This is a genomic window from Variovorax sp. PMC12 (assembly GCF_003019815.1).
Taxonomy (GTDB): Bacteria; Pseudomonadota; Gammaproteobacteria; order Burkholderiales; family Burkholderiaceae_C; genus Variovorax.
This window is the reverse complement of record NZ_CP027773.1, coordinates 4,618,992-4,645,171: the sequence shown is the minus strand read 5'-3', so window position 1 is coordinate 4,645,171 and position 26,180 is coordinate 4,618,992. Positions and strand designations below refer to the sequence as shown.

Annotated in this window: 28 protein-coding genes; 13 read left to right on the top strand and 15 right to left on the bottom strand. The window is 68.0% G+C overall.

All coding sequences use genetic code 11. The annotated features are described in order from the left end of the window. Positions 1 to 41: 41 nt before the first annotated feature. The 13 genes from C4F17_RS21605 to C4F17_RS21545 form a co-directional block, all read right to left on the bottom strand. Positions 42 to 1,076 carry an ABC transporter permease gene (locus C4F17_RS21605; RefSeq protein WP_106936604.1) on the bottom strand — a complete coding sequence of 345 codons (1,035 nt, stop codon included), beginning with the start codon at positions 1,074 to 1,076 and terminating at the stop codon, positions 42 to 44. After that, a complete protein-coding gene (locus C4F17_RS21600; protein WP_106936603.1) occupies positions 1,036 to 2,580 on the bottom strand; it encodes a sugar ABC transporter ATP-binding protein in 1,545 nt (514 codons plus the stop codon). Before C4F17_RS21600 ends, C4F17_RS21605 begins: the two co-directional genes overlap by 41 nt. Beyond that, entirely contained in the window at positions 2,577 to 3,746 is a 1,170-nt protein-coding gene (locus C4F17_RS21595; RefSeq protein WP_106937648.1) for an ROK family protein, read from the bottom strand. Before C4F17_RS21595 ends, C4F17_RS21600 begins: the two co-directional genes overlap by 4 nt. Positions 3,747 to 3,999: 253 nt before the next feature. Continuing rightward, on the bottom strand, positions 4,000 to 4,419 hold the full coding sequence (locus C4F17_RS21590) for a F0F1 ATP synthase subunit epsilon (protein ID WP_081266093.1): 420 nt from the start codon (positions 4,417 to 4,419) through the stop codon (positions 4,000 to 4,002). Positions 4,420 to 4,431: 12 nt separating this feature from the next. Next, positions 4,432 to 5,832, bottom strand: coding sequence for a F0F1 ATP synthase subunit beta (atpD, locus tag C4F17_RS21585; protein WP_081266094.1), 1,401 nt, complete (start codon positions 5,830 to 5,832; stop codon positions 4,432 to 4,434). Positions 5,833 to 5,964: 132 nt separating this feature from the next. Further along, positions 5,965 to 6,339, bottom strand: coding sequence for a hypothetical protein (locus C4F17_RS21580; protein ID WP_106936602.1), 375 nt, complete (start codon positions 6,337 to 6,339; stop codon positions 5,965 to 5,967). 95 nt (positions 6,340 to 6,434) lie between these two features. Continuing rightward, entirely contained in the window at positions 6,435 to 7,310 is an 876-nt protein-coding gene (gene atpG, locus C4F17_RS21575) for a F0F1 ATP synthase subunit gamma (RefSeq protein ID WP_081266096.1), read from the bottom strand. A gap of 21 nt (positions 7,311 to 7,331) precedes the next feature. Further along, complete coding sequence (gene atpA / locus C4F17_RS21570; protein WP_106936601.1) at positions 7,332 to 8,945, bottom strand: F0F1 ATP synthase subunit alpha; 1,614 nt, start codon at positions 8,943 to 8,945, stop codon at positions 7,332 to 7,334. A gap of 38 nt (positions 8,946 to 8,983) precedes the next feature. Next, positions 8,984 to 9,514 carry a F0F1 ATP synthase subunit delta gene (locus tag C4F17_RS21565; protein ID WP_081266098.1) on the bottom strand — a complete coding sequence of 177 codons (531 nt, stop codon included), beginning with the start codon at positions 9,512 to 9,514 and terminating at the stop codon, positions 8,984 to 8,986. 8 nt (positions 9,515 to 9,522) lie between these two features. Further along, positions 9,523 to 9,993, bottom strand: coding sequence for a F0F1 ATP synthase subunit B (locus C4F17_RS21560; protein ID WP_081266099.1), 471 nt, complete (start codon positions 9,991 to 9,993; stop codon positions 9,523 to 9,525). Between the two features lie 82 nt (positions 9,994 to 10,075). Then, on the bottom strand, positions 10,076 to 10,339 hold the full coding sequence (gene atpE / locus C4F17_RS21555) for a F0F1 ATP synthase subunit C (RefSeq protein WP_019657641.1): 264 nt from the start codon (positions 10,337 to 10,339) through the stop codon (positions 10,076 to 10,078). A gap of 60 nt (positions 10,340 to 10,399) precedes the next feature. Next, positions 10,400 to 11,269, bottom strand: coding sequence for a F0F1 ATP synthase subunit A (gene atpB / locus C4F17_RS21550; protein WP_081266100.1), 870 nt, complete (start codon positions 11,267 to 11,269; stop codon positions 10,400 to 10,402). A gap of 4 nt (positions 11,270 to 11,273) precedes the next feature. Beyond that, on the bottom strand, positions 11,274 to 11,759 hold the full coding sequence (locus tag C4F17_RS21545) for an ATP synthase subunit I (RefSeq protein WP_081266101.1): 486 nt from the start codon (positions 11,757 to 11,759) through the stop codon (positions 11,274 to 11,276). A gap of 157 nt (positions 11,760 to 11,916) precedes the next feature. On the opposite strand from C4F17_RS21545, the gene C4F17_RS21540 reads away from it, so the two are divergent. From C4F17_RS21540 to lipA, 5 genes are read left to right on the top strand one after another with little or no spacing between them, the layout of a single operon-like run. Further along, positions 11,917 to 12,810: a D-amino acid aminotransferase gene (locus C4F17_RS21540; protein WP_106936600.1), complete on the top strand. Its 894-nt coding sequence runs from the start codon at positions 11,917 to 11,919 to the stop codon at positions 12,808 to 12,810. Continuing rightward, complete coding sequence (locus C4F17_RS21535; RefSeq protein ID WP_081266103.1) at positions 12,807 to 13,115, top strand: YbeD family protein; 309 nt, start codon at positions 12,807 to 12,809, stop codon at positions 13,113 to 13,115. Before C4F17_RS21540 ends, C4F17_RS21535 begins: the two co-directional genes overlap by 4 nt. Continuing rightward, on the top strand, positions 13,112 to 14,308 hold the full coding sequence (locus C4F17_RS21530; protein ID WP_234382270.1) for an MBL fold metallo-hydrolase: 1,197 nt from the start codon (positions 13,112 to 13,114) through the stop codon (positions 14,306 to 14,308). The genes C4F17_RS21535 and C4F17_RS21530 overlap by 4 nt, the downstream gene beginning before the upstream one ends. Next, complete coding sequence (lipB, locus tag C4F17_RS21525; protein ID WP_106936599.1) at positions 14,305 to 15,033, top strand: lipoyl(octanoyl) transferase LipB; 729 nt, start codon at positions 14,305 to 14,307, stop codon at positions 15,031 to 15,033. Before C4F17_RS21530 ends, lipB begins: the two co-directional genes overlap by 4 nt. A gap of 7 nt (positions 15,034 to 15,040) precedes the next feature. After that, on the top strand, positions 15,041 to 16,042 hold the full coding sequence (lipA, locus tag C4F17_RS21520) for a lipoyl synthase (RefSeq protein WP_106936598.1): 1,002 nt from the start codon (positions 15,041 to 15,043) through the stop codon (positions 16,040 to 16,042). A 20-nt stretch (positions 16,043 to 16,062) separates the two neighbouring features. On the opposite strand, the gene C4F17_RS21515 is transcribed toward lipA, so the two are convergent. Both C4F17_RS21515 and C4F17_RS21510 read right to left on the bottom strand, forming a co-directional pair. Further along, positions 16,063 to 16,557, bottom strand: a complete 495-nt coding sequence (locus C4F17_RS21515) for a hypothetical protein (RefSeq protein ID WP_106936597.1) — start codon at positions 16,555 to 16,557, stop codon at positions 16,063 to 16,065. 13 nt (positions 16,558 to 16,570) lie between these two features. Further along, positions 16,571 to 16,813: a GlsB/YeaQ/YmgE family stress response membrane protein gene (locus tag C4F17_RS21510; protein ID WP_081266107.1), complete on the bottom strand. Its 243-nt coding sequence runs from the start codon at positions 16,811 to 16,813 to the stop codon at positions 16,571 to 16,573. A 194-nt stretch (positions 16,814 to 17,007) separates the two neighbouring features. Between C4F17_RS21510 and C4F17_RS21505 the strand changes: the two genes are divergently transcribed. The 8 genes from C4F17_RS21505 to C4F17_RS21470 all read left to right on the top strand — a co-directional run bounded on the left by C4F17_RS21505 (position 17,008) and on the right by C4F17_RS21470 (position 26,138). After that, positions 17,008 to 18,540: a class I adenylate-forming enzyme family protein gene (locus C4F17_RS21505; protein ID WP_106936596.1), complete on the top strand. Its 1,533-nt coding sequence runs from the start codon at positions 17,008 to 17,010 to the stop codon at positions 18,538 to 18,540. Positions 18,541 to 18,578: 38 nt separating this feature from the next. Beyond that, positions 18,579 to 20,039 (top strand): sensor histidine kinase, encoded by a 1,461-nt coding sequence (locus tag C4F17_RS21500; RefSeq protein WP_081266109.1) that lies wholly within the window; start codon positions 18,579 to 18,581, stop codon positions 20,037 to 20,039. Further along, entirely contained in the window at positions 20,024 to 21,385 is a 1,362-nt protein-coding gene (locus tag C4F17_RS21495; protein WP_106936595.1) for a sigma-54-dependent transcriptional regulator, read from the top strand. The genes C4F17_RS21500 and C4F17_RS21495 overlap by 16 nt, the downstream gene beginning before the upstream one ends. A gap of 150 nt (positions 21,386 to 21,535) precedes the next feature. Continuing rightward, entirely contained in the window at positions 21,536 to 22,333 is a 798-nt protein-coding gene (locus C4F17_RS21490) for a hypothetical protein (RefSeq protein ID WP_106936594.1), read from the top strand. Positions 22,334 to 22,352: 19 nt separating this feature from the next. Beyond that, positions 22,353 to 23,615, top strand: a complete 1,263-nt coding sequence (locus C4F17_RS21485) for an MFS transporter (protein WP_106936593.1) — start codon at positions 22,353 to 22,355, stop codon at positions 23,613 to 23,615. Then, positions 23,612 to 24,772, top strand: coding sequence for an SLC13 family permease (locus C4F17_RS21480; RefSeq protein ID WP_106936592.1), 1,161 nt, complete (start codon positions 23,612 to 23,614; stop codon positions 24,770 to 24,772). Before C4F17_RS21485 ends, C4F17_RS21480 begins: the two co-directional genes overlap by 4 nt. Positions 24,773 to 24,814: 42 nt before the next feature. Further along, positions 24,815 to 25,369, top strand: a complete 555-nt coding sequence (locus tag C4F17_RS21475) for a hypothetical protein (protein WP_106936591.1) — start codon at positions 24,815 to 24,817, stop codon at positions 25,367 to 25,369. Between the two features lie 52 nt (positions 25,370 to 25,421). Then, positions 25,422 to 26,138 (top strand): AraC family transcriptional regulator, encoded by a 717-nt coding sequence (locus tag C4F17_RS21470; RefSeq protein WP_106936590.1) that lies wholly within the window; start codon positions 25,422 to 25,424, stop codon positions 26,136 to 26,138. Positions 26,139 to 26,180 lie beyond the last annotated feature (42 nt).

Below are 26,180 nucleotides of genomic sequence, written 5' to 3'. Positions count from 1 at the left end.
GGATGTCTCCTCTTGGTGGATGGAACGGAACGGGAAGGGAACTAGCGCCGGCCGCGCTGCAGGAACGCGACGATGATGATCACGAAGCCCTGCACCGCGGCATTCAGGTACACGCTGATGATGCTGGTGAGGTTCAGGATGTTGCTGATGACCGAGAGCAGGATCGCGCCCACCACCGTGCCGGTGATGCTGCCCGCGCCGCCCTTGAGCGCGGTGCCGCCGACGATCACCGCGGCAATGGCTTCCAGCTCCCACAGCAGGCCGGTGGTCGGCGAGGCCGAGCCCAGGCGCGGCACGTAGAGCAGCGTGGCAATGCCCACGCACACGCCGAGCAGCACGTAGGTCATGATCTTCACGCGGTCGACGTCCACGGCCGCGTAGCGCGCCACCTGCTCGTTCGAGCCGATGGCCTGCACGTAGCGCCCGTAGGCCGTGCGGTTCAATATGACGCCGCCGATGATCGCGACGATCACGAACACCCACACCGGCACCGGAATGCCCGCGAGGCTGGCGTAGTACACCGGCGCGTAGAGGTCCGACAGTTCGTTGTCGAGCGTGAGCGCGCCGCCGTCGGCAAAGTAGGTGAGGTACGCGCGGAAGATGCCCAGCGTGCCCAGCGTCACGATGAAGGGCTCGATGCGCCCCTTGGTGATGAGCAGGCCGTGCGCAAGGCCGAACACAGCGCCCAGCACGATGGCCAGCACAGCGCCCATCACCACCGCCAGCAGCGGCGAGCCCGATGCCGGGCCGGCCCAGTTGATGAACATGATCACGCTGCCCGCGATGAGCGCGGCCATCGAGCCCACCGACAGGTCGATGCCGCCCGAAATGATCACGAAGCACATGCCCACCGCGATGATGCCGATGAAGGCGGTGCGCGTGAGCACGTTCATCGCGTTGTCGACGGTCGCGAAGTCGCTGTTGAGCAGCGTGCCGGCAATGCAAAGCAGCACCAGGCCGATGACCGGGCCGAGGCCGTGCAGGCGCTCGGTCCAGCGCGGCTTTGCCTCGCTGCGGTGCTGCTGCTGCGCGGCTTCAAGCGTGCGCGGCGGTGGTGTCTGCTGTTCCGGTGGCATGAGCGATGAGCTCCTCTTCTGTCAAATGGTCCGCGTCGAGCGTGGCGACCAGCTTTCCGGCGCGCATCACCGCCACGCGGTGGCACAGGCCGATCAGCTCCATCAGTTCCGACGAGACGACGATCACCGCAAGCCCTTCGCGGGCCAGTCGCTGGATCAGGAAATAGATGTCGCGCTTGGCGCCCACGTCCACGCCGCGCGTGGGCTCGTCGAGCACCACCACCTTCGGCTGCGGCTGCAGCACCTTGGCGAGCGCGAGCTTCTGCTGGTTGCCGCCCGACAGCGACGAGGCCTTGACCTCGAGCGAGCCGGTGCGGATGCCGTAGTCCTTCACCGCCCCGGCCAGCGCGCCGCGTTCGGCTTCGGGCTTGAGCCAGGGCTGCGCATAGCGTTCGAGCGCCATCAGCGTGAGGTTGTGCCGCAGGCCGAAGTTGACGTGCAGGCCCTTGCCCTTGCGGTCTTCGCTCAGATAGGTGAGGCCGTGCTTCGCCGCGTCGCGCGGGTTGCGCCAGCCCTTGCCGCCGGGCACGGGCTTGCCGAGCATCTCGACGCTGCCGCTCGCGGGGCGAAGGCCGAGCAGGCCTTCGAAGAGCTCGGTGCGCCCCGCGCCCACGAGGCCCGCGAAACCGAGGATCTCGCCGGGGCGCACCTCGAAGCTCGCGTCTTGCGCCCAGCCGGGCACATTGAAATTTCGCACGCGCATGGCGGGCGCATCGGCGGCCACCACCACGTCGCGCGGCGGGTACAGGTCGGCCAGCTCGCGGCCCACCATGAGGTTGGCCATCTGCTGGCGCGTGACCTCGGGCGTGGGCGCGCGCGCGACGAAGCGGCCGTCGCGCATGACGATCACCTCGTCGGTCACCTGCTCCACCTCGTCGAGCTTGTGCGAGATGTAGACGATGGTCACGCCGTCGGCGCGCAGCTGCGCGATGAGCTTGAACAGGCGCTCGGTCTCGCCGGGCGTGAGCGTGGCGGTGGGCTCGTCCATCACGAGCAGGCGCGCGCGGCGGGCGATGGCCTTCGCGATCTCGACGAGCTGCTTCTCGGCGACGATGAGCTTTCGCACCTTGGTGCGCGGATCGATGTTCAGGCCGACGGCGGCGAGCGCGGCGGCGGCTTCGCGCTCCATCGAGGCGTCGTCCAGCAGCCAGCCCTTCTTCTTTTCATGGCCCAGGAAGATGTTCTGCGCCACGCTCAGGTCTTCCGCGAGGTTGAACTCCTGGTGGATCAGCACGATGCCCAGCGCCTCGGCATCGCGCGAGCTGCCGAACTGCTGCGGCTGGCCGTTGATGCGCAGCGTGCCGCCAGTGAGCTGCTCGTAGCCGGCAAGAATCTTCATCAGCGTCGACTTGCCCGCGCCGTTCTCGCCGAGCAGGCCGTACACGCGGCCGGGCGCGAGCGCTAAGCTCACGCCGTGCAGCACCTGCACCGGGCCGAAGGCCTTGATCACGCCGTCGAACTCGACGGCGACGCTGCCCTTGTTGCTTGGCGTACTGCTGCTCATGGCGCCACTCCGCGAACCTTCAGGGTCTCATGCATCGCAAGCACGCCCGCGCCTATCAGTCCGCCCTGCATGCCCAGCGGCGTGTACTGGATTTCCAGGTGCCGCGTGGAGAGCGCGAGCGAGCGCTGGTACACGCTCTGGCGCACCGCCGCGAGGAACAGCGGCCCGATGCGCGTGATGCCGCCGCCGATGAACACATGCGACGGATTGAAGAAGTTGACGACCGACGCGAGCATCTGGCCGATGAGGCTGCCCGCGCGCTGGATGATGCCGTTGGCCGCGGTGTCGCCGCCGCGGCTGGCCTGGCCGACGTCGATCGCGTCGATGCGGCCATGCACGCGCAGGCACTCGGCCAGCAGTTCGCTTTCGCCGGCCTCGGCCGCCTGCACGGCCATGCGCGTGATCGCGGGGCCGGCGGCCATGGCCTCGACGCAGCCCAGGTTGCCGCAGTGGCAGCGCGGCCCCTCCTGGTCGACGCAGATGTGGCCCACGTCACCCGCGGAGCCGGCCGCGCCCCGGTACACCTCGCCGTGGCAGACGATGCCGCAGCCGATGCCGGTCCCGATCTTGATGACGAGGAAATTGGTCAGCGAACGCTTGAGCCTCCACAGCTCGCCGAGCGCCATGAGGTTCACGTCGTTGTCGACGAAGACGGGCGCGGCGTAGTCCTCGCGCAGGTAGTCGCGGATCGAGAAGCTGTCCCACGCGGGCATCAGCGGCGGGTTCACGAGCTGGCCGATCTCGAAGTTGACGGGGCCGGGCACGCCGATGCCGATGCCGAGCACGTCGCGCGCGGCGTGGCCGCCTTGCGCCAGCAATTCGCGCATCAGCACCCGTACCCGGGCCAGCACCACCGCCGGGCCCTCGCGCACGTCGGCGGGCTCTTCATGTTGCGCAAGCACGGTGAGGTCGGGCCGCAGCACGGCCACGCCGAGGCTGGTCGCGCCGATGTCGATACCGACCAGCACGCCGAGCCAGAAGTGCAGCTGGAGGTTTTCGGCACGCCGCCCGCCCGACGAACGCTGCAGGCCCGCTTCGGCCAGCAGCCCCTGTTCGACGAGGCCGGCGATGAGCGCATTGGCCTTGCTCTTGGAGAAGCCGAGTTGCTCGGCCATGGCATGGCGCGATCCGCCGGCCGACCAGAAGGTCGTTTCCAGCAGCCGCATTTCATCGGCGGTGATGCCGCTCCAGGGTGCCACGCGTTTGTCTCCGTGTTCTTTCTTTTGAAGTCGCCGCCCGCAATCTTCGGCTGTCGGGCGAAGGCGAATACTAGGTGCAGGTCTTCAGCCGGACAAGGCCGAACTTCGGCCAAGTTCAAACCAAAGTCGACTTGGTTAGGGAAACGCCGGACGCAAAAAAAGCCGCCCAGAGGCGGCTTTTCAGGAAGAGAGCCCAGGGGCTCCTTGATTGCTTGCTTACTTACTTCTTCTGGCGGTACTTGCGCAGCGCCGCGATCTGGGCGGCCATCACGGCCAGCTCCGATTGCGCCATCGCGATGTCGATGTCGCTCTTCGCGTTCTTCAGTGCTTCCTCGGCCGCGGCCTTGGCCTGGTTGGCCTTCTCGTCGTCGAGGTCCTTGCCGCGGATCGCGGTGTCGGACAGCACGGTCACGGCGTTGGGCTGCACTTCGAGAATGCCGCCGGCCACGAAGACGAACTCTTCGCCGCCATCGGCCATTTCGATGCGCACGGCGCCGGGGCGGATGCGCGTGATCAGCGGGGTGTGGCGCGGGTAGATGCCGAGCTCACCGGCTTCACCGGGCAGCGCGACGAACCTGGCTTCGCCCGAGAAGATCGACTCTTCCGCGCTGACCACGTCCACATGAATGGTGCCTGCCATGGTGATTCCTTCTTAAGCGACCTTCTTGGCCTTTTCGAACGCTTCGTCGATGCCGCCCACCATGTAGAACGCTTGTTCCGGCAGGTGGTCGGCTTCGCCGTTCACGATCATCTTGAAGCCACGGATGGTTTCGGCCAGCGGCACGTACTTGCCAGGCGAGCCCGTGAACACTTCGGCCACGTGGAACGGCTGCGACAGGAAACGCTGGATCTTGCGGGCGCGAGCCACGGCGAGCTTGTCGTCGGGAGCCAGTTCGTCCATGCCCAGAATCGCGATGATGTCGCGCAGTTCCTTGTAGCGCTGCAGCGTGCCTTGCACGGCGCGGGCCACGTTGTAGTGCTCTTCGCCGACCACGTTCGGGTCGAGCTGGCGCGAGGTCGAGTCCAGCGGGTCCACGGCGGGGTAGATACCGAGCGAAGCGATGTCACGCGACAGCACCACGGTCGAGTCCAAGTGGGCGAAGGTGGTGGCGGGCGACGGGTCGGTCAAGTCGTCGGCGGGAACGTAAACGGCCTGGATCGAGGTGATCGAGCCGACCTTGGTCGACGTGATCCGCTCCTGCAGGCGGCCCATTTCCTCGGCCAGCGTCGGCTGGTAGCCCACGGCGGAAGGCATGCGGCCCAGCAGAGCCGACACTTCGGTACCGGCCAGCGTGTAGCGATAGATGTTGTCCACGAAGAACAGAACGTCACGGCCTTCGTCGCGGAACGACTCGGCGATGGTCAGGCCGGTCAGCGCCACGCGCAGACGGTTGCCCGGGGGTTCGTTCATCTGGCCGTAGACCATGGCCACCTTCGAGTCCTCGAGCTTCTCGAGGTTCACGACGCCGGAGTCGGCCATCTCGTGATAGAAGTCGTTGCCTTCGCGGGTACGTTCACCCACACCGGCGAACACCGACAGACCCGAGTGAGCCTTGGCGATGTTGTTGATGAGTTCCATCATGTTCACGGTCTTGCCCACGCCGGCGCCACCGAACAGACCCACCTTGCCGCCCTTGGCGAACGGGCACACCAGGTCGATCACCTTGATGCCGGTTTCCAGCAGGTCTTGCGAAGGCGACAGTTCGTCGTACGCGGGAGCCTTGCGGTGGATCGAAGCGGTGAGCTCCTGGCCGACCGGGCCGCGTTCGTCGATGGGCGCGCCCAGCACGTCCATGATGCGGCCGAGCGTGGCCTTGCCGACGGGCACCGTGATGGGTGCGCCGGTGTTCGTGACGATCAGGCCGCGGCGCAGGCCATCGGACGAGCCCAGTGCAATCGTGCGCACCACGCCGTCGCCGAGCTGTTGCTGGACTTCGAGAGTCAGCGCGCTGCCTTCGAATTTCAAGGCGTCGTACACCTTGGGCATCTGGTCACGCGGGAACTCCACGTCGACCACGGCGCCGATACATTGGACAATTTTTCCTTCAGCCATGGCGTTTCCTTCTGGATGGATCTCAATAAATTTGCGACAGGTTCTTGCAGAAGCGTCCTGGTGCCGAAACGGGCCGCTTTTGCAAGAATGCCGGACGGGCCGGCACCCTTGATTGGTTCAGTTCAGTTCAGGTCAGCACTTCATTGCCGTGGCTTGCGCCGCGAATGCGTCCGAGGCGGCCTTGCAGGCCTGACCCAGCGCAGCCTTGTCGGCACCCATGGAAGCCCAGGTGGCCTTGGTCTGGTCGAGACTCGCCTTCATCGCGTCGGCGGCTGCACCGCTTTGCGCGGAAACGCAGGTCTGCACCTTGGCGAGGTAGTCGTTGCACTCTTGCGGCAGGTCGGCCGAAGCCGTCGATGCCGCTGCGGGGGCTGCAGGCGTTGCGGCGGCGGGAGCGGGCGCCGCGGGTGCAGCAGCCGGAGCCGGTGCAGGCGCGGGCGCCTCTTCCTTTTTGGAGCAGGCGGTCAGAGCGGCAGCAACCGCCACCAGAGCAAGAATTTTCTTCATTTGCGCGTAGTCCCCTTGAAAGAAGGCCTTGAGTCACTGTGCACGCGAAGCGCGCACGGCAGGCAATGTGGCCCGTTCCATTGCCCCGCCAACCATCAAACGCCCGCGGCGGCTGCAGCGCCGGACACGATCTCCGACAGTTCCTTGGTGATGCCGGCCTGGCGGGTCTTGTTGTAGACCAGCTTCAGTTCGCTGATCACGTTGCCCGCGTTGTCCGTTGCAGCCTTCATGGCCACCATGCGCGCCGAATGCTCGGACGCCATGTTCTCGGCCACGGCCTGGTACACCAGCGATTCCACGTAGCGCACCAGCAGCTCGTCGATCACGCTTTGCGCGTCGGGTTCGTAGATGTAGTCCCACGAATGGTGTCCCGACTCGGTCTGCAGCGTTTCGGCCTTGAGCGGCAGCAACTGCTCCACCATCGGCTCTTGCTTGATGGTGTTGATGAACTTCGTGTAGCACAGGTACACGGCCGACAGCTTGCCTTCCGCATAGGCGTCGAGCAGCGTCTTGACCGGCCCGATGAGCTTGTCGAGATGCGGCGTGTCGCCCAGCTGCGTCACATGGGCCACCACGCGGGCGCCGATGCGGTTCAGGAAACCCAGGCCCTTGCTGCCGATGGCCACCGACTCCACCACGTTGCCGGCCGACTGCGCTTCGCGCAGCTTGGCCGTCACTGCACGCAGCAGGTTGGTGTTCAAGCCGCCGCACAGGCCCTTGTCGCTGGTCACGATGATGAAACCGACGCCCTTGGCCTCGGTCGTCTTCATGAACGCGTGGGTGTACTCCGGATTCGCCTTGCCGAGATTGGCCGCGATGTTGCGGATCTTTTCGCTGTAGGGGCGAGCGGCGCGCATGCGTTCCTGCGCCTTGCGCATCTTGGAAACCGAGACCATTTCCATGGCCTTGGTGATCTTCTTGGTGTTTTCCACCGATTTGATCTTGCCGCGGATTTCCTTACCAGCTGCCATGAGAGCTCCTTCTTGCGTCGATCAGGCGAACGACTTCTTGAACGAAGTGGCGGCGGCCAGCAGTTCGGCTTCGGCGTCCTGGCAGGTCTTCTTGAGTGCCTTCTTGGCGTCGCTGTCGTCGGCCTTGGCGGGCTTGACGTCCCACTTGGCGCCGTGCTTTTCCATCGTTTCCAGCAGCGAAGCGTGGCTCGACTTCAGGTACTGGTGGAAGCCGTGTTCGAACGAGAGCACCTTCTTGACGTCGATGTCGTCCATGAAGCCCTTGTTCACCGCGAACAGCGTGGCGCTCATCAGCGAGATGGGCAGCGGGCTGTACTGGGTCTGCTTCAGCAGTTCGGTCACGCGGGCACCGCGGTCGAGCTGCTTGCGGGTGGCTTCGTCCAGGTCGGATGCGAATTGGGCGAAGGCCGCGAGTTCGCGGTACTGCGCCAGGTCGGTACGGATACCGCCGGACTGGTTCTTCACCAGGTTGGTCTGAGCCGACGAACCCACGCGCGACACCGAGATACCGGCGTTGATGGCGGGGCGGATACCGGCGTTGAACAGGTTGGTTTCCAGGAAGATCTGACCGTCGGTGATCGAGATCACGTTGGTCGGAACGAAGGCGGACACGTCGCCGGCTTGCGTTTCGATGATCGGCAGTGCGGTCAGCGAACCGGTCTTGCCCTTGACTTCACCCTTGGTGAAGGCTTCGACGTAGTCGGCGTTCACGCGGGCTGCGCGTTCGAGCAGGCGGCTGTGGAGATAGAACACGTCGCCGGGGTAGGCTTCGCGGCCTGGCGGGCGGCGCAGCAGCAGCGAGACCTGGCGGTATGCCACGGCTTGCTTGGACAGGTCGTCATAGACGATCAGTGCGTCCTGGCCGCGGTCGCGGAAGTATTCGCCCATCGTGCAGCCCGAGTAGGCCGACACGTATTGCATGGCTGCCGATTCGGAAGCCGATGCCGCCACCACGATGGTGTAGTCCATCGCGCCGGCTTGTTCGAGAGCGCGCACCACGTTCTTGATCGACGAAGCCTTCTGACCGATCGCAACGTAGACGCAGGTCATGTTCTGACCCTTCTGGTTGATGATCGCGTCGATGGCCACCGCGGTCTTGCCGGTCTGGCGGTCGCCGATGATCAGCTCGCGCTGGCCGCGGCCGACGGGCACCATCGAGTCGACGGACTTCAGGCCGGTCTGCATCGGCTGGTCGACGGACTTCCGTGCGATCACGCCCGGAGCGACCTTCTCGATCACGTCGGTCATCTTGGCGTTGATGGGACCCTTGCCGTCGATCGGCTGGCCCAGTGCGTTCACCACGCGGCCGATGAGCTCGGGGCCGACCGGCACTTCCAGGATGCGGCCCGTGCACTTGACGGTGTCGCCTTCGGAGATGTGCTCGTATTCGCCCAGAATCACGGCGCCGACGGAGTCGCGCTCGAGGTTCAGTGCGAGGCCGAACGACGGCGTGCCGTCTGCGCTCGGCGGGAATTCGAGCATTTCGCCCTGCATCGCGTCCGACAGGCCGTGCACGCGCACGATGCCGTCAGTCACCGAAACCACGGTGCCTTCGTTGCGGATGTTGGCGCTGACCCCGAGGCCCTCGATGCGGCTCTTGATCAGTTCGGAAATTTCTGCGGGATTGAGTTGCATGACTCTTTCCTTCTTTCTTTGTAAGGCGCTGGAGACCGTCAGGCCGCCAGCGCAACTTTCATTTGTTCAAGGCGCGCTTTGACGGAGGTGTCGAGCACCTCGTCGCCGACCACCACACGAATGCCACCGATCAGTTCCGGCTCTTGCTGGACCGTGACCTGGAGCTTGCGACCGAAACGCTTTTCGAGCGCGGCCGACACGTTGGCGAGGGCCGCGGCATCGATCGGGAAGGCGCTGTAGACAACGGCGTCGGACGAACCGCTCTTCGCGTTGGCCAGTGCCCGGAACTGCTTCGCAATTTCCGGCAGCACCGAAAAACGTCCGTTCTCGAGGAGCGCACCCAGGAAGTTCTGGGCGGGAGCGGCGAGCGGTGCACCGAATGCACCGGCGACCACGCCGATCACCTGTTCGGCCGTGGCCTTGGGGTTCTCGGCGAACTGCTTGAGCTCCGGGCTGGCCGCGATGGCGGCAACCTTTTCGAGCCAGGCGCTGGTGCCGGCGAGGTCGGACGACGACGCCTTGAAGAGCGCCTCGGCGTAGGGGCGTGCAATGGTGGCGAGTTCTGCCATGGCTTCTATCAGAGTTCGGTCTGCAGACGGGCGAGCAAATCGGCGTGAACGCCTGCATTCACTTCCTTGCGCAGAATCTGCTCCGCGCCCTTGACGGCCAGCGCGGCGACCTGCTCGCGCAGGGCCTCACGGGCCTTCAGTGCCTGCTGGTCGGCTTCGACGCGTGCGGCTGCAACGATCTTGTTGCCTTCCTCGGTCGCGCGGGCCTTGGCCTCTTCAACGATGGCCTGGGCGCGACGTTCGGCGTCGGCAAGACGCTGTGCGGACTCGTTGCGTGCCTGGCCCAGTTCGGCTTCCACGCGCTTGTTGGCGGCGGTCAGCTCGGACTTGGCCTTGTCGGCGGCAGCGAGGCCTTCGGCGATCTTCGCAGCGCGGTCGTCCAACGCCTTCGCGATCGGCGGCCACACGTACTTCATCGTGAACCCGACCAGGATCAGGAACACGATCATCTGAACGATCAGGGTACCGGTAATGCTCACTTTTCACCCTCTCTATGGGATTGAATCGAAGCCATTCGCTAGGGGCTCTAGAGAACGACGACGCAGGTCCGACGAGAAAGACTTACTTCGGCAGGTTGGCGATTTGCGACAGGAACGGGTTGGCCGTTGCGAACCACAGGGCGATACCGGTACCGATAATGAAAGCGGCGTCGATCAGACCAGCCAGCAGGAACATCTTGGTTTGGAGTTCACCCATGAGTTCGGGCTGACGTGCGGCCGACTCGAGGTACTTGCTGCCCATGATGCCGATGCCGATACATGCGCCAACAGCGCCCAGACCGATGATCAGGCCGGCGGCCAGTGCAACAAAGCTAATAACTTCCATGATGACTCCTAGAGGACTTTGGTTGAAGAGAAAAACAAAAACAGAAACGAAAACTGATGATCAGTGGTGATCGTGGGCCTGGCCGATGTAGACCAGCGTCAGCATCATGAACACGAAGGCTTGCAACGTGATGATCAGGATGTGAAAGATGGCCCAGGCCGTGCCCGCGATGATGTGGCCGATGGCCAGGCCGATGCCGGTGGCCGACATGGACCAGGCACCGCCCATCAGGGCGATCAGCAGGAAGATCAGTTCACCGGCGTACATGTTGCCGAACAACCGCATGCCGTGCGAGACCGTCTTGGCGACGAACTCGATCATCTGCATGGCGAAGTTGAAGGGGTACAGCGCCCAGTGGTTGCCGAAGGGGGCGGTGAACAGCTCGTGCACCCAGCCGCCAGCGCCCTTGATCTTGATGTTGTAGTAGATGCAGATCAGCAGCACGGCCACCGACATGCCCATCGTCACCGAGAGGTCGGCCGTGGGCACGACGCGCAGGTAGGCGTGGTGCGGGTCTTCGCCGGCGAGGCCGAAGATCTTGGCCCAGATGGCCGGGAACAGATCGACCGGGAACAGGTCCATCGCGTTCAGCAGGAAGATCCAGACGAAGATCGTGAGTGCCAGCGGGGCCACGAACTTGCGGCTCGTGGCGTTGTGGACGATGCCCTTGGCCTGCTGGTCGACCATTTCGACCAGCAGCTCGACCGCCGCTTGAAAACGGCCGGGAACGCCCGAAGTGGCCTTGCGGGCGGCAAGCCACAGCAGCCAGCAGCCCAGGATGCCGAGCGAGATCGAGAAGAAGAGCGAGTCGAAATTGAAAACCGTAAAGTCAGCCACACCTCCAGGCTTGGAGCTTTGCAGGTGCGTCAAGTGGTGAACGATGTATTCACCCGCGGTCTGACTATGTTCCGCAGCGTTTTCAGCAGCCATTCCGTTACTCGTCTCTCTGTTTCCGGCGCCGGGGCGAGAACATCACCGCCAACCAGGCCGCCTTCATTGTCACCACCAGGCCGACCAGCATTGCTGGCCAGCTCAGCGCCGTAATCAGCCTTGGCGCAGCGATCAGCATCGCCACAGACAAGGCCATCTTGACCATTTCCCACAGGAAGAACCCGAACACCGCGGTGCCCGGATTCAGGGAAGAAAACCGACCGGTCAGCCCCCGTGCGAACACCGCCGATGGAATGACCACCGCGATCGCACCGTAAGCGGCGGACCAACCCAGATTTTGCCTCCCCGTCAGCCCCCAGATGGCCAGAGCCACCAGCAGACCGACAACCAACTGCCCCGCGACCACCCGCCAGGGGGAGATCGAAGGGTTCTTTGCACGCAGTTCACGCGCCTCCTCGGCGGTCAACGGCTTGAATTCTGCGTCGAGGTCTTCAGCGACCTCCGAGTCTTGTCGGGCGATTGTTTTCATTTTGAATGAAGCCCGGATGACGACCCAGAATTTCTACAAAGCCATTGATTATAAGTAAAAACCCAACCCATCCCGCCACCCCACGTGTCGCGCATGCAAATCGCTCCTGCATTCCCAGACGCGAGCCCGACCCGGCGCACGCAACCATAATTCCTGCATGCACCCTATCACCGACGCCCTGCCCGCCACGCTTTGTTACCTCGATGGCGAGTACACCGCGCTGCGCGACGCGAAGATCAGCGTCCTGGACCGCGGCTTCATTTTCGGCGACGGCATCTACGAATACGTCCCCGTCTACTTCGGCCAGCCTTTCTGTTTCGAGGAGCACATGGCCCGGCTCGACCGCTCGCTCGCCGAGCTGCAGATCGAGAACCCGCTCTCGCTCGCGCAGTGGCGCGAGATCGTGATGCGCCTGGTCGCCCCCGGCGGCGAAGCGCCACAGTCCGTTTACTTTCAGCTGACACGCGGCGTGGCGCCGCGCGACCACGCCATGGTGCGCGGCATTCGCCCCACCGTGTTCGTGATGGTGAACCCGCTGCCGCCCATCTCCGAGGCCATTCGCGCCAAGGGCGTGGCCTGCGTGACGGCGGAAGACTTCCGCTGGCAGAAGGCCCACATCAAGAGCACCAGCCTGCTGGGTGCCGTGCTCGCGCGGCAGATCAGCGTGGAAGCCGGCGCGGCCGAGACCATCATGTTCCGCGGCGAATGGCTCAGCGAAGCCTCGTCGAGCAATGTGTGGATCGTGAAGGACGGCGTGCTCGCTGGCCCGCCCAGGGACAACCTCGTGCTGACCGGCATCCGCTACGGCCTGCTGGAGCGCCTGTGCGAGGAGCATGGCATTCCTTTCACGCTGCGCCGCATCTCGCGCGACGAGGTGTTCGCCGCCGACGAGCTGCTGATCTCCTCGGCCAGCAAGGAGCTGCTGCCCGTGGTCACGCTCGACGGCAAGGCTATTGGCAACGGCCGCCCCGGCCCCATCTACAAGAGCTTGTACGCGGCCTACCAGGAGGCCAAGCTACGCAACGCACAGAAGCACGGAGTCCCGGCATGACCGACAACACGACCACCACCGAAACCACCTCGATCCCCGACCCGCGCAAGGAGTCGCTGATCGAGTACCCCTCGCAGTTCCCGATCAAGGTGATGGGCGCCAAGGTCGACGGCTTCGTGCACGCCGTCACGCAGATCGCCGAGCGCTTCGACCCCACCTTCGACGCCACCACCGTCGAGCTGCGCGACAGCAAGGCCGGCAACTACCTCGGCGTGACCATCACCGTGACGGCCACCAGCCGCGAACAGCTCGACGACCTGTACCGCGCGCTGTCGTCGCACCCGCAGGTCAAGGTCGTGCTTTGACCCGCCTGCGGCACGTCGCGGCGGCGCTCTGCGCGGGTGGCCTGCTGGCCGCCTGCTCGACGCCGCCGAACCCGTACTACGACGCCAGCCGCAGACACCACCGGCCCGACGGCTTCCAGGACAACTACGTCGAGTTCAAGCCGAAGAATTTCTTCACCGACGTGCTGCTGGGCTGGCAGATTCCATCGTGGTTCAAGGGCCTGCCGCCCGCGCCCGAAGCGCCACCGCCGGTGGTCGCGCCAGACCTCGCCTTCATTGCGTCGAACACCGGCGCACAGGCCCGGCCCGCCGCCACCTTCATCGGCCACGCCACCGTGCTGGTGCAGGTGCCGACCGCGAACGGCAGCCTCAACGTGCTGACCGATCCGGTGTTCGGCGAGCGCGCCTCGCCCGTCTCTTTCGTGGGACCGAAGCGCTTCCAGCCGCCCGGCGTGGCCCTGAAGGACCTGCCGCGCATCGACCTCGTGCTGATCAGCCACAACCACTACGACCACCTCGACGAGGACAGCGTGAAGGCGCTGAATGCGCAGGCCGGCGGCCCGCCGCTGTTCGTCGTGCCGCTGGGCATCAAGCCGTGGCTCGCGGAGCGCGGCGTCACGAACGCGGTCGAACTCGACTGGTGGGACAGCGTCACGCTGCCGGCCACGCCTTCCGCGCAGGCACTCGTCCAGCGCAACGGCGCGGGCATCGCCGCTGGCGCTGACAGCGACGCGGTGCAGGTTTTCCTGACGCCCGCGCAGCACTGGAGCGCCCGCGGCCTCGGCGACCGCATGAAGACGCTCTGGGGCGGCTTCGCGCTGCTTTCGCCGAAGCTGCACGTGTTCTATTCCGGCGACACCGGCTACTCGAAGGATTTCGCCGACATCCAGGCCCGTCTCGCGCCGCGCCAGGCCGACGCGCAGGGCGGCGGCTTCGACCTCGCGCTGCTGCCCGTCGGCGCCTACGAGCCCCGCTGGTTCATGAAGGACCAGCACGTCAACCCCGACGAAAGCGTGCGCATCCACCGCGAACTGCACGCCAGGCGCAGCCTGGGCGTGCACTGGGGCACCTTCTCGCTCACCGACGAAGCGCTCGACCAGCCGCCCAAGGACCTCGCCGCAGCCCGCAAGGCCCAGGGCGTGGCCGACGACGCCTTCTTCACGCTCGCCATCGGCGAGACCCGCAAGCTGCCCGCGCGGCAGGCCACGCCATGACAGACACCGCCGCCACCGTTCCCGCCATCGAGCTGCATCCGATGGGCCGCGTCGACTACGCGACCACTTTCGCGGCCATGAAGCAGTTCACGCTCGAGCGCACGCCCGAGACGCCCGACGCGTTGTGGATCTGCGAGCACGCGCCGGTGTTCACCCAGGGCATTGCCGGCAGGCAGGACCACCTCCTGAACCCCGGCGCCATTCCCGTCGTGCAGACCGACCGCGGCGGCCAGGTCACCTTCCACGGCCCCGGCCAGGTGGTGGCCTATCCGCTGATCGACCTGCGGCGCGCCGGCTATTTCGTGAAGGAATACGTCTACCGCATCGAGGAATCGGTGCTGCGCACCCTCGCCCACTTCGGCGTGACCGGCCACCGCGTGCCGGGCGCGCCGGGCATCTACGTGCGCCTGGACGACCCGTTTTCGCACGCGATGCTGAAAGCAGCGCCTTTGCCTGGTTCAGCCCTGGCCGGCCCGCCGCCCGCCGCCGACCCGTTCCGGGGCCTCGGCAAGATCGCCGCGCTGGGCATCAAGGTGAGCCGCCACGCCACCTACCACGGCGTGGCGCTCAACGTCGAAATGGACCTCGAACCCTTCTCCCGCATCAACCCTTGCGGCTACGCGGGGCTGCAAACGGTCGACCTTTCTACAATCGGCATTCAAACCACATGGGAAGAAGCCGCCACGGTGCTGAGCCAGAAGCTCCGCGCCTTCCTGGCGCCTTGACATACCAATGAGCACCACAGAAGTCGTCCGCGACGCGCAAAGCGCCGAAAACTACAACCCCCTGGCCAAGCAGAAAGCGGCGGCCAAGCTCTCGCGCATCCCCGTCAAGGTGGTGCAGGGCGGCGAGGTGCTCAAGAAGCCCGACTGGATCCGCGTCAAGGCCGGCAGCCCGACCACGCGCTTCTACGAGATCAAGCAGATCCTGCGCGAAAGCAACCTGCACACAGTGTGCGAAGAAGCCTCGTGCCCGAACATCGGCGAATGCTTCGGCAACGGCACGGCCACCTTCATGATCATGGGCGACAAGTGCACGCGCCGCTGCCCGTTCTGCGACGTGGGCCACGGCCGCCCCGACCCGCTCGACAAGGACGAGCCGCTCAACCTCGCCAAGACCATCGCCAAGCTGCGCCTGAAGTACGTGGTGATCACCAGCGTCGACCGCGACGACCTGCGCGACGGCGGCAGCCAGCACTTCGTCGACTGCATCAGGAACATCCGCGAGCTCTCGCCGATGACGCAGATCGAGATCCTGGTGCCCGACTTCCGCGGCCGCGACGACCGCGCGCTGGAAATCCTCAAGGCCGCGCCGCCGGACGTGATGAACCACAACCTGGAAACCGCGCCGCGCCTCTACAAGGAAGCGCGTCCCGGCAGCGACTACCAGTTCAGCCTGAACCTGCTGAAGAAGTTCAAGGCGCTGCACCCCGGCGTGCCGACCAAGAGCGGCATCATGGTCGGCCTGGGCGAGACCGACGAGGAAATCCTGCAGGTCATGCGCGACATGCGCGCGCACGACATCGACATGCTGACCATCGGCCAGTACCTGTCGCCGTCGGGCTCGCACCTGCCGGTGCGCCGCTACGTGCACCCCGACACCTTCAAGATGTTCGAGGAAGAGGCCTACAAGATGGGCTTCAGCCACGCCGCCGTGGGCGCGATGGTGCGGTCGAGCTACCACGCCGACCAGCAGGCGCATGCGGCCCAGCAGGCCGTGACTCACCAGGCGTGAGCCGGCAGCCCGCGCGGCCCTCAGCCGCGCGTGGCGTTCTCTTTCATCTTCGCCAGCGCGATGGCAATCGCCGCGCCGCCCAGCGTCTTGATCAGACCCGAGTGCTGCGCATAGAACTGGCTCACCTCGTCGATGATGCCCGCGTGCTGCTGCTCGGCATGCGCGGCGATTTCGGTCACCTGCGCGGGTGACAGCTGCGATGCCTGGTCGGGCGTGACCTGCGTCTGGCCCGGCTGCAGCATGCGGCCGAGCACGCCGCCCGCCAGCGCCGAGGCGGCCGCCGGCCCGAGCGTGGCCAGGATCTGGTTGAGCACGCCGGCCTGCTGCTGCGGCGACGACTGGCCGAACAGCTGCCCGACCATGTCGCCGAAGGGCGGCGTCTGGTCGGAGCGCATGGCCGCCGCGAGCCCCGCGCCGACCTCGCCGGTGGAAGCGTGCTGCGTGACCTGGTCGATGTGGGCCTCGGGGCTGCTGTTGCCGCCGATGGCCTGCTGGAGGATGTCGAGTAGACCCATGTGGAACTCCTTGTCAGCGGGTCACGAGATGCCAGACCCCGAGCAGCAGGGCCGCGCCGATCACCGAGGCGATGAAGCCGGCGCCCGCGCCCGCAGCGTACAGCCCCAGGGCCTGTCCTGCATAGGTCGCCACCAGCGAACCGGCGATGCCCAGGATGACCGTGAGGATGAACCCCATCGAGTTGTTGCCCGGCAGGACGGCGCGGGCGATCAGCCCCGCGATGAAACCGATCAGGATCGTCCAGATGATGTGCACGAGAAGCTCCCTGTTTGCTGATGGTGACGAGGGCATCGTGGACCGCCCATCCTGAGCGCTGGCTGACGGCTGCGCCCTGCAGGCTCGAGGTCGCCAAGGCGCTGGCCGAAAGCGTGAACATTTCGCTATCCTGCCCTTTGGTTGGTCAAGAAGAAGGAATGACTTTGCAAACGCACCCTGCCGTTCAAGCCGCGATGGAACGCAACTTCGGCGCCATCGCCGACCTGGTCCGTCTCCATGCGCAACACACGCCCGGGAACGCCGCGCTGGCCGACGCCCACCACACGCTGGACTACCGCGCGCTGGATGCGCTGATGGACCGCATCGCGGCCAGCCTGCAGCGCGACGGCCTCGAGCCCGGCGACGCCATCGCGATATGCGCGTCTTCGTCGGTCAACTATGCGGCGGTGTTCCTGGGCGCGCTGCGCGCGGGCGTGGCGGTGGCACCGCTGGCGCCCGGCTCCACGCCGGCCAGCCTGGCCCGCATGATCGAGGACGCCGAGGCGCGCATCCTGTTCAGCGACGCATCGGCGGCCGAGGTGATCGGCCCCGCCAGGGAAGGCGGCATCGCCCGCGTCGCGCTCGACGGTTCCGCCGTGGGCCGCGGCCTCGAAGGCTGGCTCGCGCCGGCGGGCACGCAGCCCGCGCCCGTGGAGGCGCAGCCCGCGTGGGCGTTCAACATCATCTATTCGTCGGGCACCACCGGCGAGCCCAAGGGCATCGTGCAGGGCCACGGCATGCGCTGGGCCCATGTGCAGCGCGGCGCCAAGTACGAGTACAGCCCCGACACCGTCACGCTGCTGTCGACGCCGCTCTACTCCAACACCACGCTGGTGGTGTTCTTCCCCACCATCGCCTTCGGCGGCTGCGTGGTGCTGATGCCCAAGTTCGACGCGCTCGGCTACCTGCAGCTGGCCTCGCAGCGCCGCGTGACGCACACCATGCTCGTGCCGGTGCAGTACCAACGGCTGATGGCGCACCCGCGCTTCGACGAGCACGACCTGTCCGCCTTCCGCCACAAGTTCAGCACCAGTGCGCCCTTCAGCGCCGCGCTCAAGGCCGACGTGCTCAAGCGCTGGCCCGGCGGGCTGGTCGAGTTCTACGGCATGACCGAAGGCGGCGGCACCTGCATCCTGGAAGCGCACCTGAATCCGACCAAGCTGCACACCGTGGGCCGCCCCGCCGAGGGCAGCGACATCCGCCTGATCGACGAGCAGGGCAACGAACTGCCGCGCGGCAACACCGAGGTGGCCGGCGAGGTGGTGGGCCACTCGGCCGGCATGATGACCGGCTACCACCGCCAGCCCGAGAAGACACGCGAGGCCGAGTGGTTCGACGCCACCGGCAAGCGCTTCATCCGCACCGGCGACGTGGGCCGCTTCGACGCCGAGGGCTTCCTCACGCTGTTCGACCGCAAGAAGGACATGATCATCAGCGGCGGCTTCAACATCTATCCGAGCGACCTCGAGGCGGTGCTGCGCGGCCATGCGGCGGTGGCCGACGCGGCCGTGGTCGGCGTGCCGTCGCAGCAGTGGGGCGAGACCCCGGTGGCCTTCGTGGTGCGCCGCGAGGGCGACGCCACCACCGAGGCCGCGCTGCTGCAATGGACCAACGACCAGCTCGGCAAGACCCAGCGGCTGGCGCGGCTGAGCTTCATCGACGAACTGCCGCGCAGCGCGATCGGCAAGGTACTGAAGCGCGAATTGCGTGAACGCGATCACGGCTGACGCGTCGCCGCCCTGAAAACAGGGCACGATTGCGGCAGATGAAATCTCTACGCGGTCAGTTGCTCTTTTTCTGGGTGCTGTTGTTCGGCATGTGCGCCACGCTGGCGGTGGTCATGCTCACGCTGTACCGCAGCAGCGCGGGCGCGCAGGTGGCGGCGGGGCGCACCGCCACCGAACAGTCGTGCCGGTCCATCGCGGCGCGCTATGCCCGCTCGGCCACCGCCCCCCCGACCGCCCAGCCGCAGGTCGACCTGCTGCAGGTGCTGCTGCAGCTGGTGCTGATAGAAGCGCCGCATGTCGAGGGCGGCGTATGGCAGGCCGGCGGCGGCCACCTGGCCTACGCCTACCCCACCTACGAAGGCAGCGGCGTCAAGCGTGACGTGCCCGCCGCCGAGCAGCCGCTGATCGCCGAGCTGGCGCAGCTCGCGGCGCGCACGCAGCAGCCGCAGACCGACGTGGTGCGCGGCAGCCGCGAGGCGCTGATCGTCTCGGCCTGCCCGCTGGCAACCCCGCGCAATGACCTGGCGGCCTGGACCATGACCCGCACCAGCGGCGGCGCGCTGGCCGCGCAGGACAGCCTGCGCACCGGCCTGGGCGTGTTGCTGGTGCTGGTGCTGGCCTCGGGCCTGTGGCTGGGCTTCATCCTGCTGCGCGGGCTGCGCCATGTGCAGCGCCTGGAAAGCCGGCTGGCCCAGGCCGACGCCGACGGCGGCGCCGTGCCCGAACTCCCCCGCACCGGCGTGCGCGAACTCGACCGCATCGTCGACGGCTTCAACCACTACCGGCTGCGCTTCGAGGAGGCCCGCACGCATCTGCGCGCGGCCGCCCAGCAGCGCAGCCGCGACCAGCGCCTGGCCGCGCTGGGCCGCATGACGGGCGGCATCGCCCACGAGATCCGCAACCCCATCGCCACCATGCGGCTGAAGGCCGAGAACGCCCTGGCCGCCACGCCCGAGCGGCAGGGCGCCGCGCTGCAGGCCATCGTCGGCCAGATCGACCGGCTCGACGGCCTGGTGCAGAGCCTGCTGGCGCTGGTGCAGCCGGTGGCGCTGGCGCCGGTGGAAGTGGTGCTGCACCGCTGGCTCGACGAGCGCGTGGCCGCCGTGGCGCCCAAGGCCGATGCCGCCGGCGTGCAGGTCACGCTGCATCACGACCAGCCCACCAGCGCCACCTTCGACCCGGTGCACCTGGCGCGCGCGGTCGACAACCTGCTCGACAACGCGGTGCGCCATGCGCCGCGCGGCGGCCACGTGGTGCTTTCGGCCCTGCAGCCCGACGCGCGCACGCTGGCCATCCGCGTGGACGACGACGGCCCCGGCGTGCCCGAATCGCTGCAGGCCAGCCTGTTCGAGCCCTTTGCCACCGGGCGCGCCGACGGCACCGGGCTGGGCCTGGCGCTGGCGCGCGAGGTGGCGCTGGCGCACGGCGGCGATCTGCGCCACGTGCCGCTGACGCCGGGCGCCCGATTCGAACTGGAGCTTCCATGGCGCATCTCCTGATCGTCGACGACGACGACGCCTTCCGCGACACGCTGGCCGAGACGCTGCAGGGCCTGGGCCATGAAACGGTCCCGGTCGCCAGCGGCGCCGAGGCCATCGAGACGGCGTCGCGCGAACGCTTCGACGCCGTGTTCCTCGACCACCGCATGCCCGGCATGGACGGCCTGCAGACGCTCGCCGCCCTGCAGGCGCGCCTGGCGCGGCTGCCGCCGGTGATCGTGCTCACGGCCTTTTCGAGCGCGGGCAACACCATCGAGGCGATGCGCCTGGGCGCTTTCGACCACCTGGCCAAGCCCATCAGCCGCGAGGCGGTGCGCGAGGTGCTGGAACGCGCGCTGCAGCAGCAAACGGCGGCCCTGCCGTCCGCCGCGGCGGCAGCGGACGACGACAGCGATCTGATCGGCCCGAGCCAGGCCATGCGCGAGGTGCACAAGCGCATCGGCCTGGCGGCCGCCAATTCGATGCCGGTGCTGGTGCTCGGCGAAACGGGCACCGGCAAGGAAATGGTGGCGCGCGCCCTGCACCGCCATTCGGCCCGCGCCGGGCAGCCTTTCGTGGCCGTCAACTGCTCGGCCATTCCGAAGGAGCTGCTCGAAAGCGAGCTCTTCGGCCATGTGCGCGGCGCCTTCACGGGCGCCACCGGCGAGCGGCCCGGGTGCTTTCGCGCGGCCGACGGCGGCGTGCTGCTGCTCGACGAGATCGGCGACATGGCGCTGGACGTGCAGGCCAAGATACTGCGCGCCCTGCAGGAGGGCGAGGTCACGCCGCTGGGCAGCCACAGGACGGTGAAGGTCGACGTGCGCGTGGTCGCGGCCACCCACCGCGACCTGGCCGCCGCCGTGCGCGAAGGCCGGTTCCGGGAAGACCTGCTGTACCGGCTTGACGTGCTGTCGATCCGCATGCCGCCGCTGCGCGAACGGCTGGCGGACATCATTCCGCTGGCGGAGCACTTCCTGCGCCGCGCCGCCGCGCAAGGGGCGCCCGATGCCGTGTCCAAGGCGCTGTCGGCCGAGGCGGCGCAGCGGCTGCTGAGCCACCCGTGGCCGGGCAACGTGCGGGAGCTGCGCAACGTGATGGAGCGCTGCCATGCGCTGGTGCGGCACCGCGTGATCGGCGGCGCGGACCTGGACCTCGCGCTCGGAGCCCCGGCTCCCGGCGAAGCACCCGCCACGCTGCCCGCCGACTGGCTCGAGGGCGAACTCCCCGCCGCCGTCGAGCGGCTGGAGCGCCTGCTGATCGCGCACGCGCTGGCGCAGACGCAGGGCAATCGCGCCGAAACGGCACGCCGGCTGGGCATCCACCGGCAGCTGCTGTACCGAAAACTGGCGCAGTACGGCCTCGAGTGAGCCACGGGTGTCCGCAAACCGGACACCCGGTGTCTCCGGATCATGCGGCGCCAAGCAGCGTGATGCTCGCAAGTTGTTGATTTGAAAGGATTCATGGGCTGGCACGTTGTGTGAGATGTCTTTGGGCATCCACCCTTCAAGGAGCCATCCATGACACATCGCATCACCTTCCTCGCTGCCGCCTGCCTGCTGGCGAGCAGCGCCGCCTTCGCCCAGGTGCCGCCGCCACCCGGCGGCCCGGTGCCCCCGCCGCCGCTCGGCGCCACCGCCCCCATGCCGCCCGCCGCGCCGGAAGCGGGCACCGTCGCCAGCGGCCGCGTGCAGCAGTGGCTCATCAACCCCAACGGCGAAGCCGACGGCCTGCTGCTGAGCGACGGCACGCAGGTCGCATTTCCGCCGCACCTCTCGGCGGCCGTGATGCAGATGCTCAAGCCCGGCGACACGGTGCAGGTCAGCGGCTGGCGCGCGCCCAACGTGCCGGTGGTGCGCATGCAGGCCCTCGTCGCCAACGGCCGCAGCCTGACAGACCAGCCTCCGGCGCCCGGCATGGCCCCGCCGCCGCCGCGCGATCCGGGCGCGCTCGTCGCGCTGTCGGCCGGCGGTCGCATCGAACGCCTGCTCTACACCGACCGCGGCGACGTGCGCGGCGTGGTGCTCGCCGACAAGACCACGGTGCGCTTTCCCCCGCACATCGGCGCCATGTACGGCGCGCAGCTGCAACCCGGCGCACAGCTCCATGCACGCGGCTGGGGTACGCGCAGCGCGCAGGGCACGGCGCTGGAAGCCACCAGCCTCGGCCCGACCGCGGACACGGTGCGCGAAGTTTTCGGCGGGCCGGGCCTGGAACCCGCACCGCGCGGCCCCGGCGGTCCCCGCGGTCCGAGGGGCGCGGGCCCCACGCCGCCCGCGCCGCTGATGGCTCCGCCGGCCCCGGTACCGGCCTCCTGATCTTGCTGTCCGGCCCGCCATGACCACCACCGCCGCACCCTCGCGCCGCAGCCTGCGCGCACTCGACGCACTGGCCTTCTTCGCACCCGACATCCAGGGCGGCGTCGGCCCGTTCCTGATCGTCTTCATGGCCGGCACGCTGGCCTGGGACCCGCAGCGGATCGGCACCGTGATGTTCGTCTCGGCGCTGGTCGGGCTGCTGGTTCAGGCGCCGGCCGGGGCGCTGATCGACAGCGCGCGCCACAAGCCGCGCTGGATCGCCGGCGCCATTTCGCTCATCGCGGCGTGCCTGGTGGTCATGGCGCACTGGCCGGGCTACGGCGTGATCCTGGCGGGCCAGTCGCTCATCGGCGCGGCGGGCACGCTGGTGGCGCCCGCCATCGCGGCCGTCAGCCTGGGCATGGTGGGCCGCGCCGGGCTGGACGCGCGGGTCGGCCGCAACGCCGCGATCACGGCGGCGGGCACGGTGCTGTGGGCGCTGGGCACCGGCTGGGTGGGCCACGCGTTCGGCCCGCGTGCCATGTTCTTCTACGCGGTGGCGATGGCGCTGCCGACCATCGCGGCGGCCATGCTGATCCGCAAGCGCGACGTCGATCCGAAGCTGGCGCGCGGCGCCGATGCCGATCACGACGAGGCCGGCGCGCCGCACTCCACCGCGCGCTGGTACGACCGCCGCTTCATCGTGCTGCTGACCTGCGCCTTCCTGTTCCACCTGGCCAACGCCGCCATGCTCACGCTGGTGGCGCAGAAGGTCGGCACGCAGGCCGGCACCTCGGCCACGCTGTGGCTTTCGGGCGGGGTCATCGTCACGCAGCTGGTCACCATTCCGATCGCCCTGGCGGTCGGGCGCTGGGCGCCGCGGCTGCCGCGCAAGCCGATCTTCCTGGCCGGCTTCGCGGTGCTGCCGGTGCGCGGGCTGCTGTACCTGCTGGCCGACAGCCCGGCCGCGCTGCTGTCGCTGCAGGTGCTGGACGGCATCGGCGCGGGCATCTTCGGCGTGATGCTGACCCTGATGATCGGCGACCTCACGCGCGGCAGCGGCCACTTCAACTTCGCGCTGGGCATCGGCGCGGCCTGCGTGGGGCTGGGCGCGGCGCTCAGCAACTTGGTGGCGGGCACGGTCGCGCACCTGGCCGGCTACGGCACGGCCTTCGTGATGCTGGCGGGCATCGCGGCTGCTGCGCTGACGCTGTTCGCGCTCGCGATGCCGGAAACTCGCGAGCGGCGCCGTTCGATGGCGAACGCGCCGGCCGCCTCCGCACTGACCATCACCGCTCCATGACCAAAGACACCGTGTCCGCCCTCGCACCCTCCTCGCCCGCCGCTTCCGGCGCCGACGCGCCCGCAACCCACGAAGGCGGCGGCAACGGCCTGCTCTGGGTGCTGGTGGCGGTGGCGGTGCTGTTCGCCTTCTTGCGCCCGCGCGCGCCGATGGACTGGCTCAAGCTGGTCGACTGGCAGACCGTGGGCGCGCTGGCCGGGCTGCTCGCCATCACGCAGGGCGTGGAGAAGAGCGGCATGCTCCAGTCGGCCGCCCAGCGGCTGCTGGCGCGCACCACCGACCTGCGCCAGCTGGCGCTGCTGCTGACCGCCACGGCGGCCCTGCTGTCGGCGCTGGTCACCAACGACGTGAGCCTGTTCCTGCTGGTGCCGCTCACCCGCGTGCTGGCCACGCAGGCGCACCTGCCGCTGGCGCGGCTGGTGGTGCTGCAGGCGCTGGCGGTGAACGCGGGCTCCGCGCTCACGCCCATCGGCAATCCGCAGAACCTGTACCTGTGGCACCGCACCGGCGAGAGCTTCGGCGGCTTCATGCTGATGATGGCGCCCACCGTGCTGGTCATGCTGTTCTGGCTGTTCGTGGCCGTTTGGCTGCTGGTGCCGCGCACGGCCATCGCGCTCAAGCCGGCGGCCGAGGCCGCGCCGGTGCAGCCGAGGCTGCTGGCGCTGTCGGGCGTGCTGTTCGTGGGCTTCGTCGTTGCGCTCGACCGGCACTGGCTGCTCGCGGGCCTGGCGGTGGTGTTCGTCGCCTACCTGCTGTTCCAGCGCCGCGTGCTGCTGGGTGTCGACTGGGCGCTGCTCGCCATCATCGCGCTGATGTTCGTCGACCTGCGACAGCTCGCCGAACTGCCGGCGGTGGCGTCGCTGGTGGGCCAGTGGCCGATTGCCGAGGGCTGGCGCGCGTACCTCGCGGCCATCGCCACCTCGCAGTTCATCAGCAACGTGCCGGCCACCATCCTGCTGGACCGCTACGTGCACGACCTGCCCGCGCTGGCGGCGGGCGTGAGCGTGGGCGGCTTCGGCTGCGTGCTGGGCTCGCTGGCCAACCTCATCGCCCTGCGGCTGGCCAAGGTGCCGCACGGGCTGCGAGAGTTCCATCGCATCAGCATTCCCTTCCTGGTCGTGTGCGCGGCATCGGCGCTGCTGCTGCGGCTCGGTTGATCGCGTTTTCCGTTCCACAACCACACTCAAAAAGGACATTCCATGCCACATCCCCACGACACCCTCGACGTCTGGTCGGTCGAAGGCCGGTTCCAGCATCTGATCTACAGCCCCAAGGGCGGCATCGAAGGCGTGCTGATCGACACCGACGGCGTGCCCACGCAGTTCGTGTTCGAGCGCCACGACGAAGACGCCGCGGCCGCGTTCGCCGGCCTGAAGTCCGGCCAGGCACTGGTGATCGAAGGCATCGAGGAAGGCCCCTCGCCCAAGGGCGAGGCGCAACACACGGTCTACCGCTTCGAACGGCTGGCCTCGGTCGACGGCAAGGCCCCGCGCCAGTCGGAGGCCGCCGCAAGCATCGACGGCCAGGTGGTGCGCTTCAACTACGCGCGCCACGGCGAGGCCAACGGCGTGGTGCTGGACACCGGCGACTTCGTCCACACCAAGCCCGACGGCATGGCGCGCCTGGGCCTGAAAGTGGGCGACAAGGTGCGGGCCGAGGGCCGCACGCAGCCGCTGGCGACCGGCAACGGGCGCGTGGTCGAGGCCGTGCGGGTCAACGGACAGGCCGTGCGGGACGACGCCGACGAGGGCTGATCGATCCCGCTTGTGGCACGGCCGGGGCTGCGCGGACAATCCGCTGCAGCCCATGCATGCCCCCGCTTCCTCCCAGCCGCCCCACCAGCCCCGCCATGAACTCGCCCTGCGCGACTATGGCCACTCGCACGGCAGCCACGCGCACGACCACTTCCAGGTACTGATCGGCCTGGACGGCGTGCTCGAGATCGAAGTGGAGGGCCGGGGCCGCGGCATCGGCGCAGGCCAAGCGCAGGTGATCGCCCCGGGCGAGCGGCACGACTTCAGCGCGCGCAAGCACGGCAGCCTGTGCCTGGTGCTCGACACCACGCAGCCGGCATGGGCGCGCTGCACCGAGCGCGCACCGACCGGCGCGCCGCAACTGCACACGCTGGCGCGCTACCTGGCGCAATGCATCAGGCAGCCGCAGGCGTCGGCGCTGGCCCTGCTGCACGGCCCCGCGCTGCTGCTGGAGGCCTGGAGCCCCGGGCCGGCGTCTTCGGATTCGCGCCGTCGCCGCATCGACTGGCCCCTGCTCGCCGACTGGGCCCGGGCCCGCTGGCACGAGCCGCTGGGCGTGGCCGACCTGGCCGATGTCGCCTGCCTGAGCGCGAGCCAGTTCGCGCAGCGCTGCCGCGAAGAACAGGGCATGAGCCCGATGCACTGGCTGCGCTCGCTGCGGCTGGCGCATGCGCGCGAACTGCGGCTCGGCGGCATGGGCGTGGCCGAGACGGCGCGCCGCACGGGCTACCGCTCGCCGTCGGCGCTGACCGCCGCGCTGCGCCGCTGATTTCACCGCTGATTTCACCGCCGATCCCGCCGCAAACCGTCG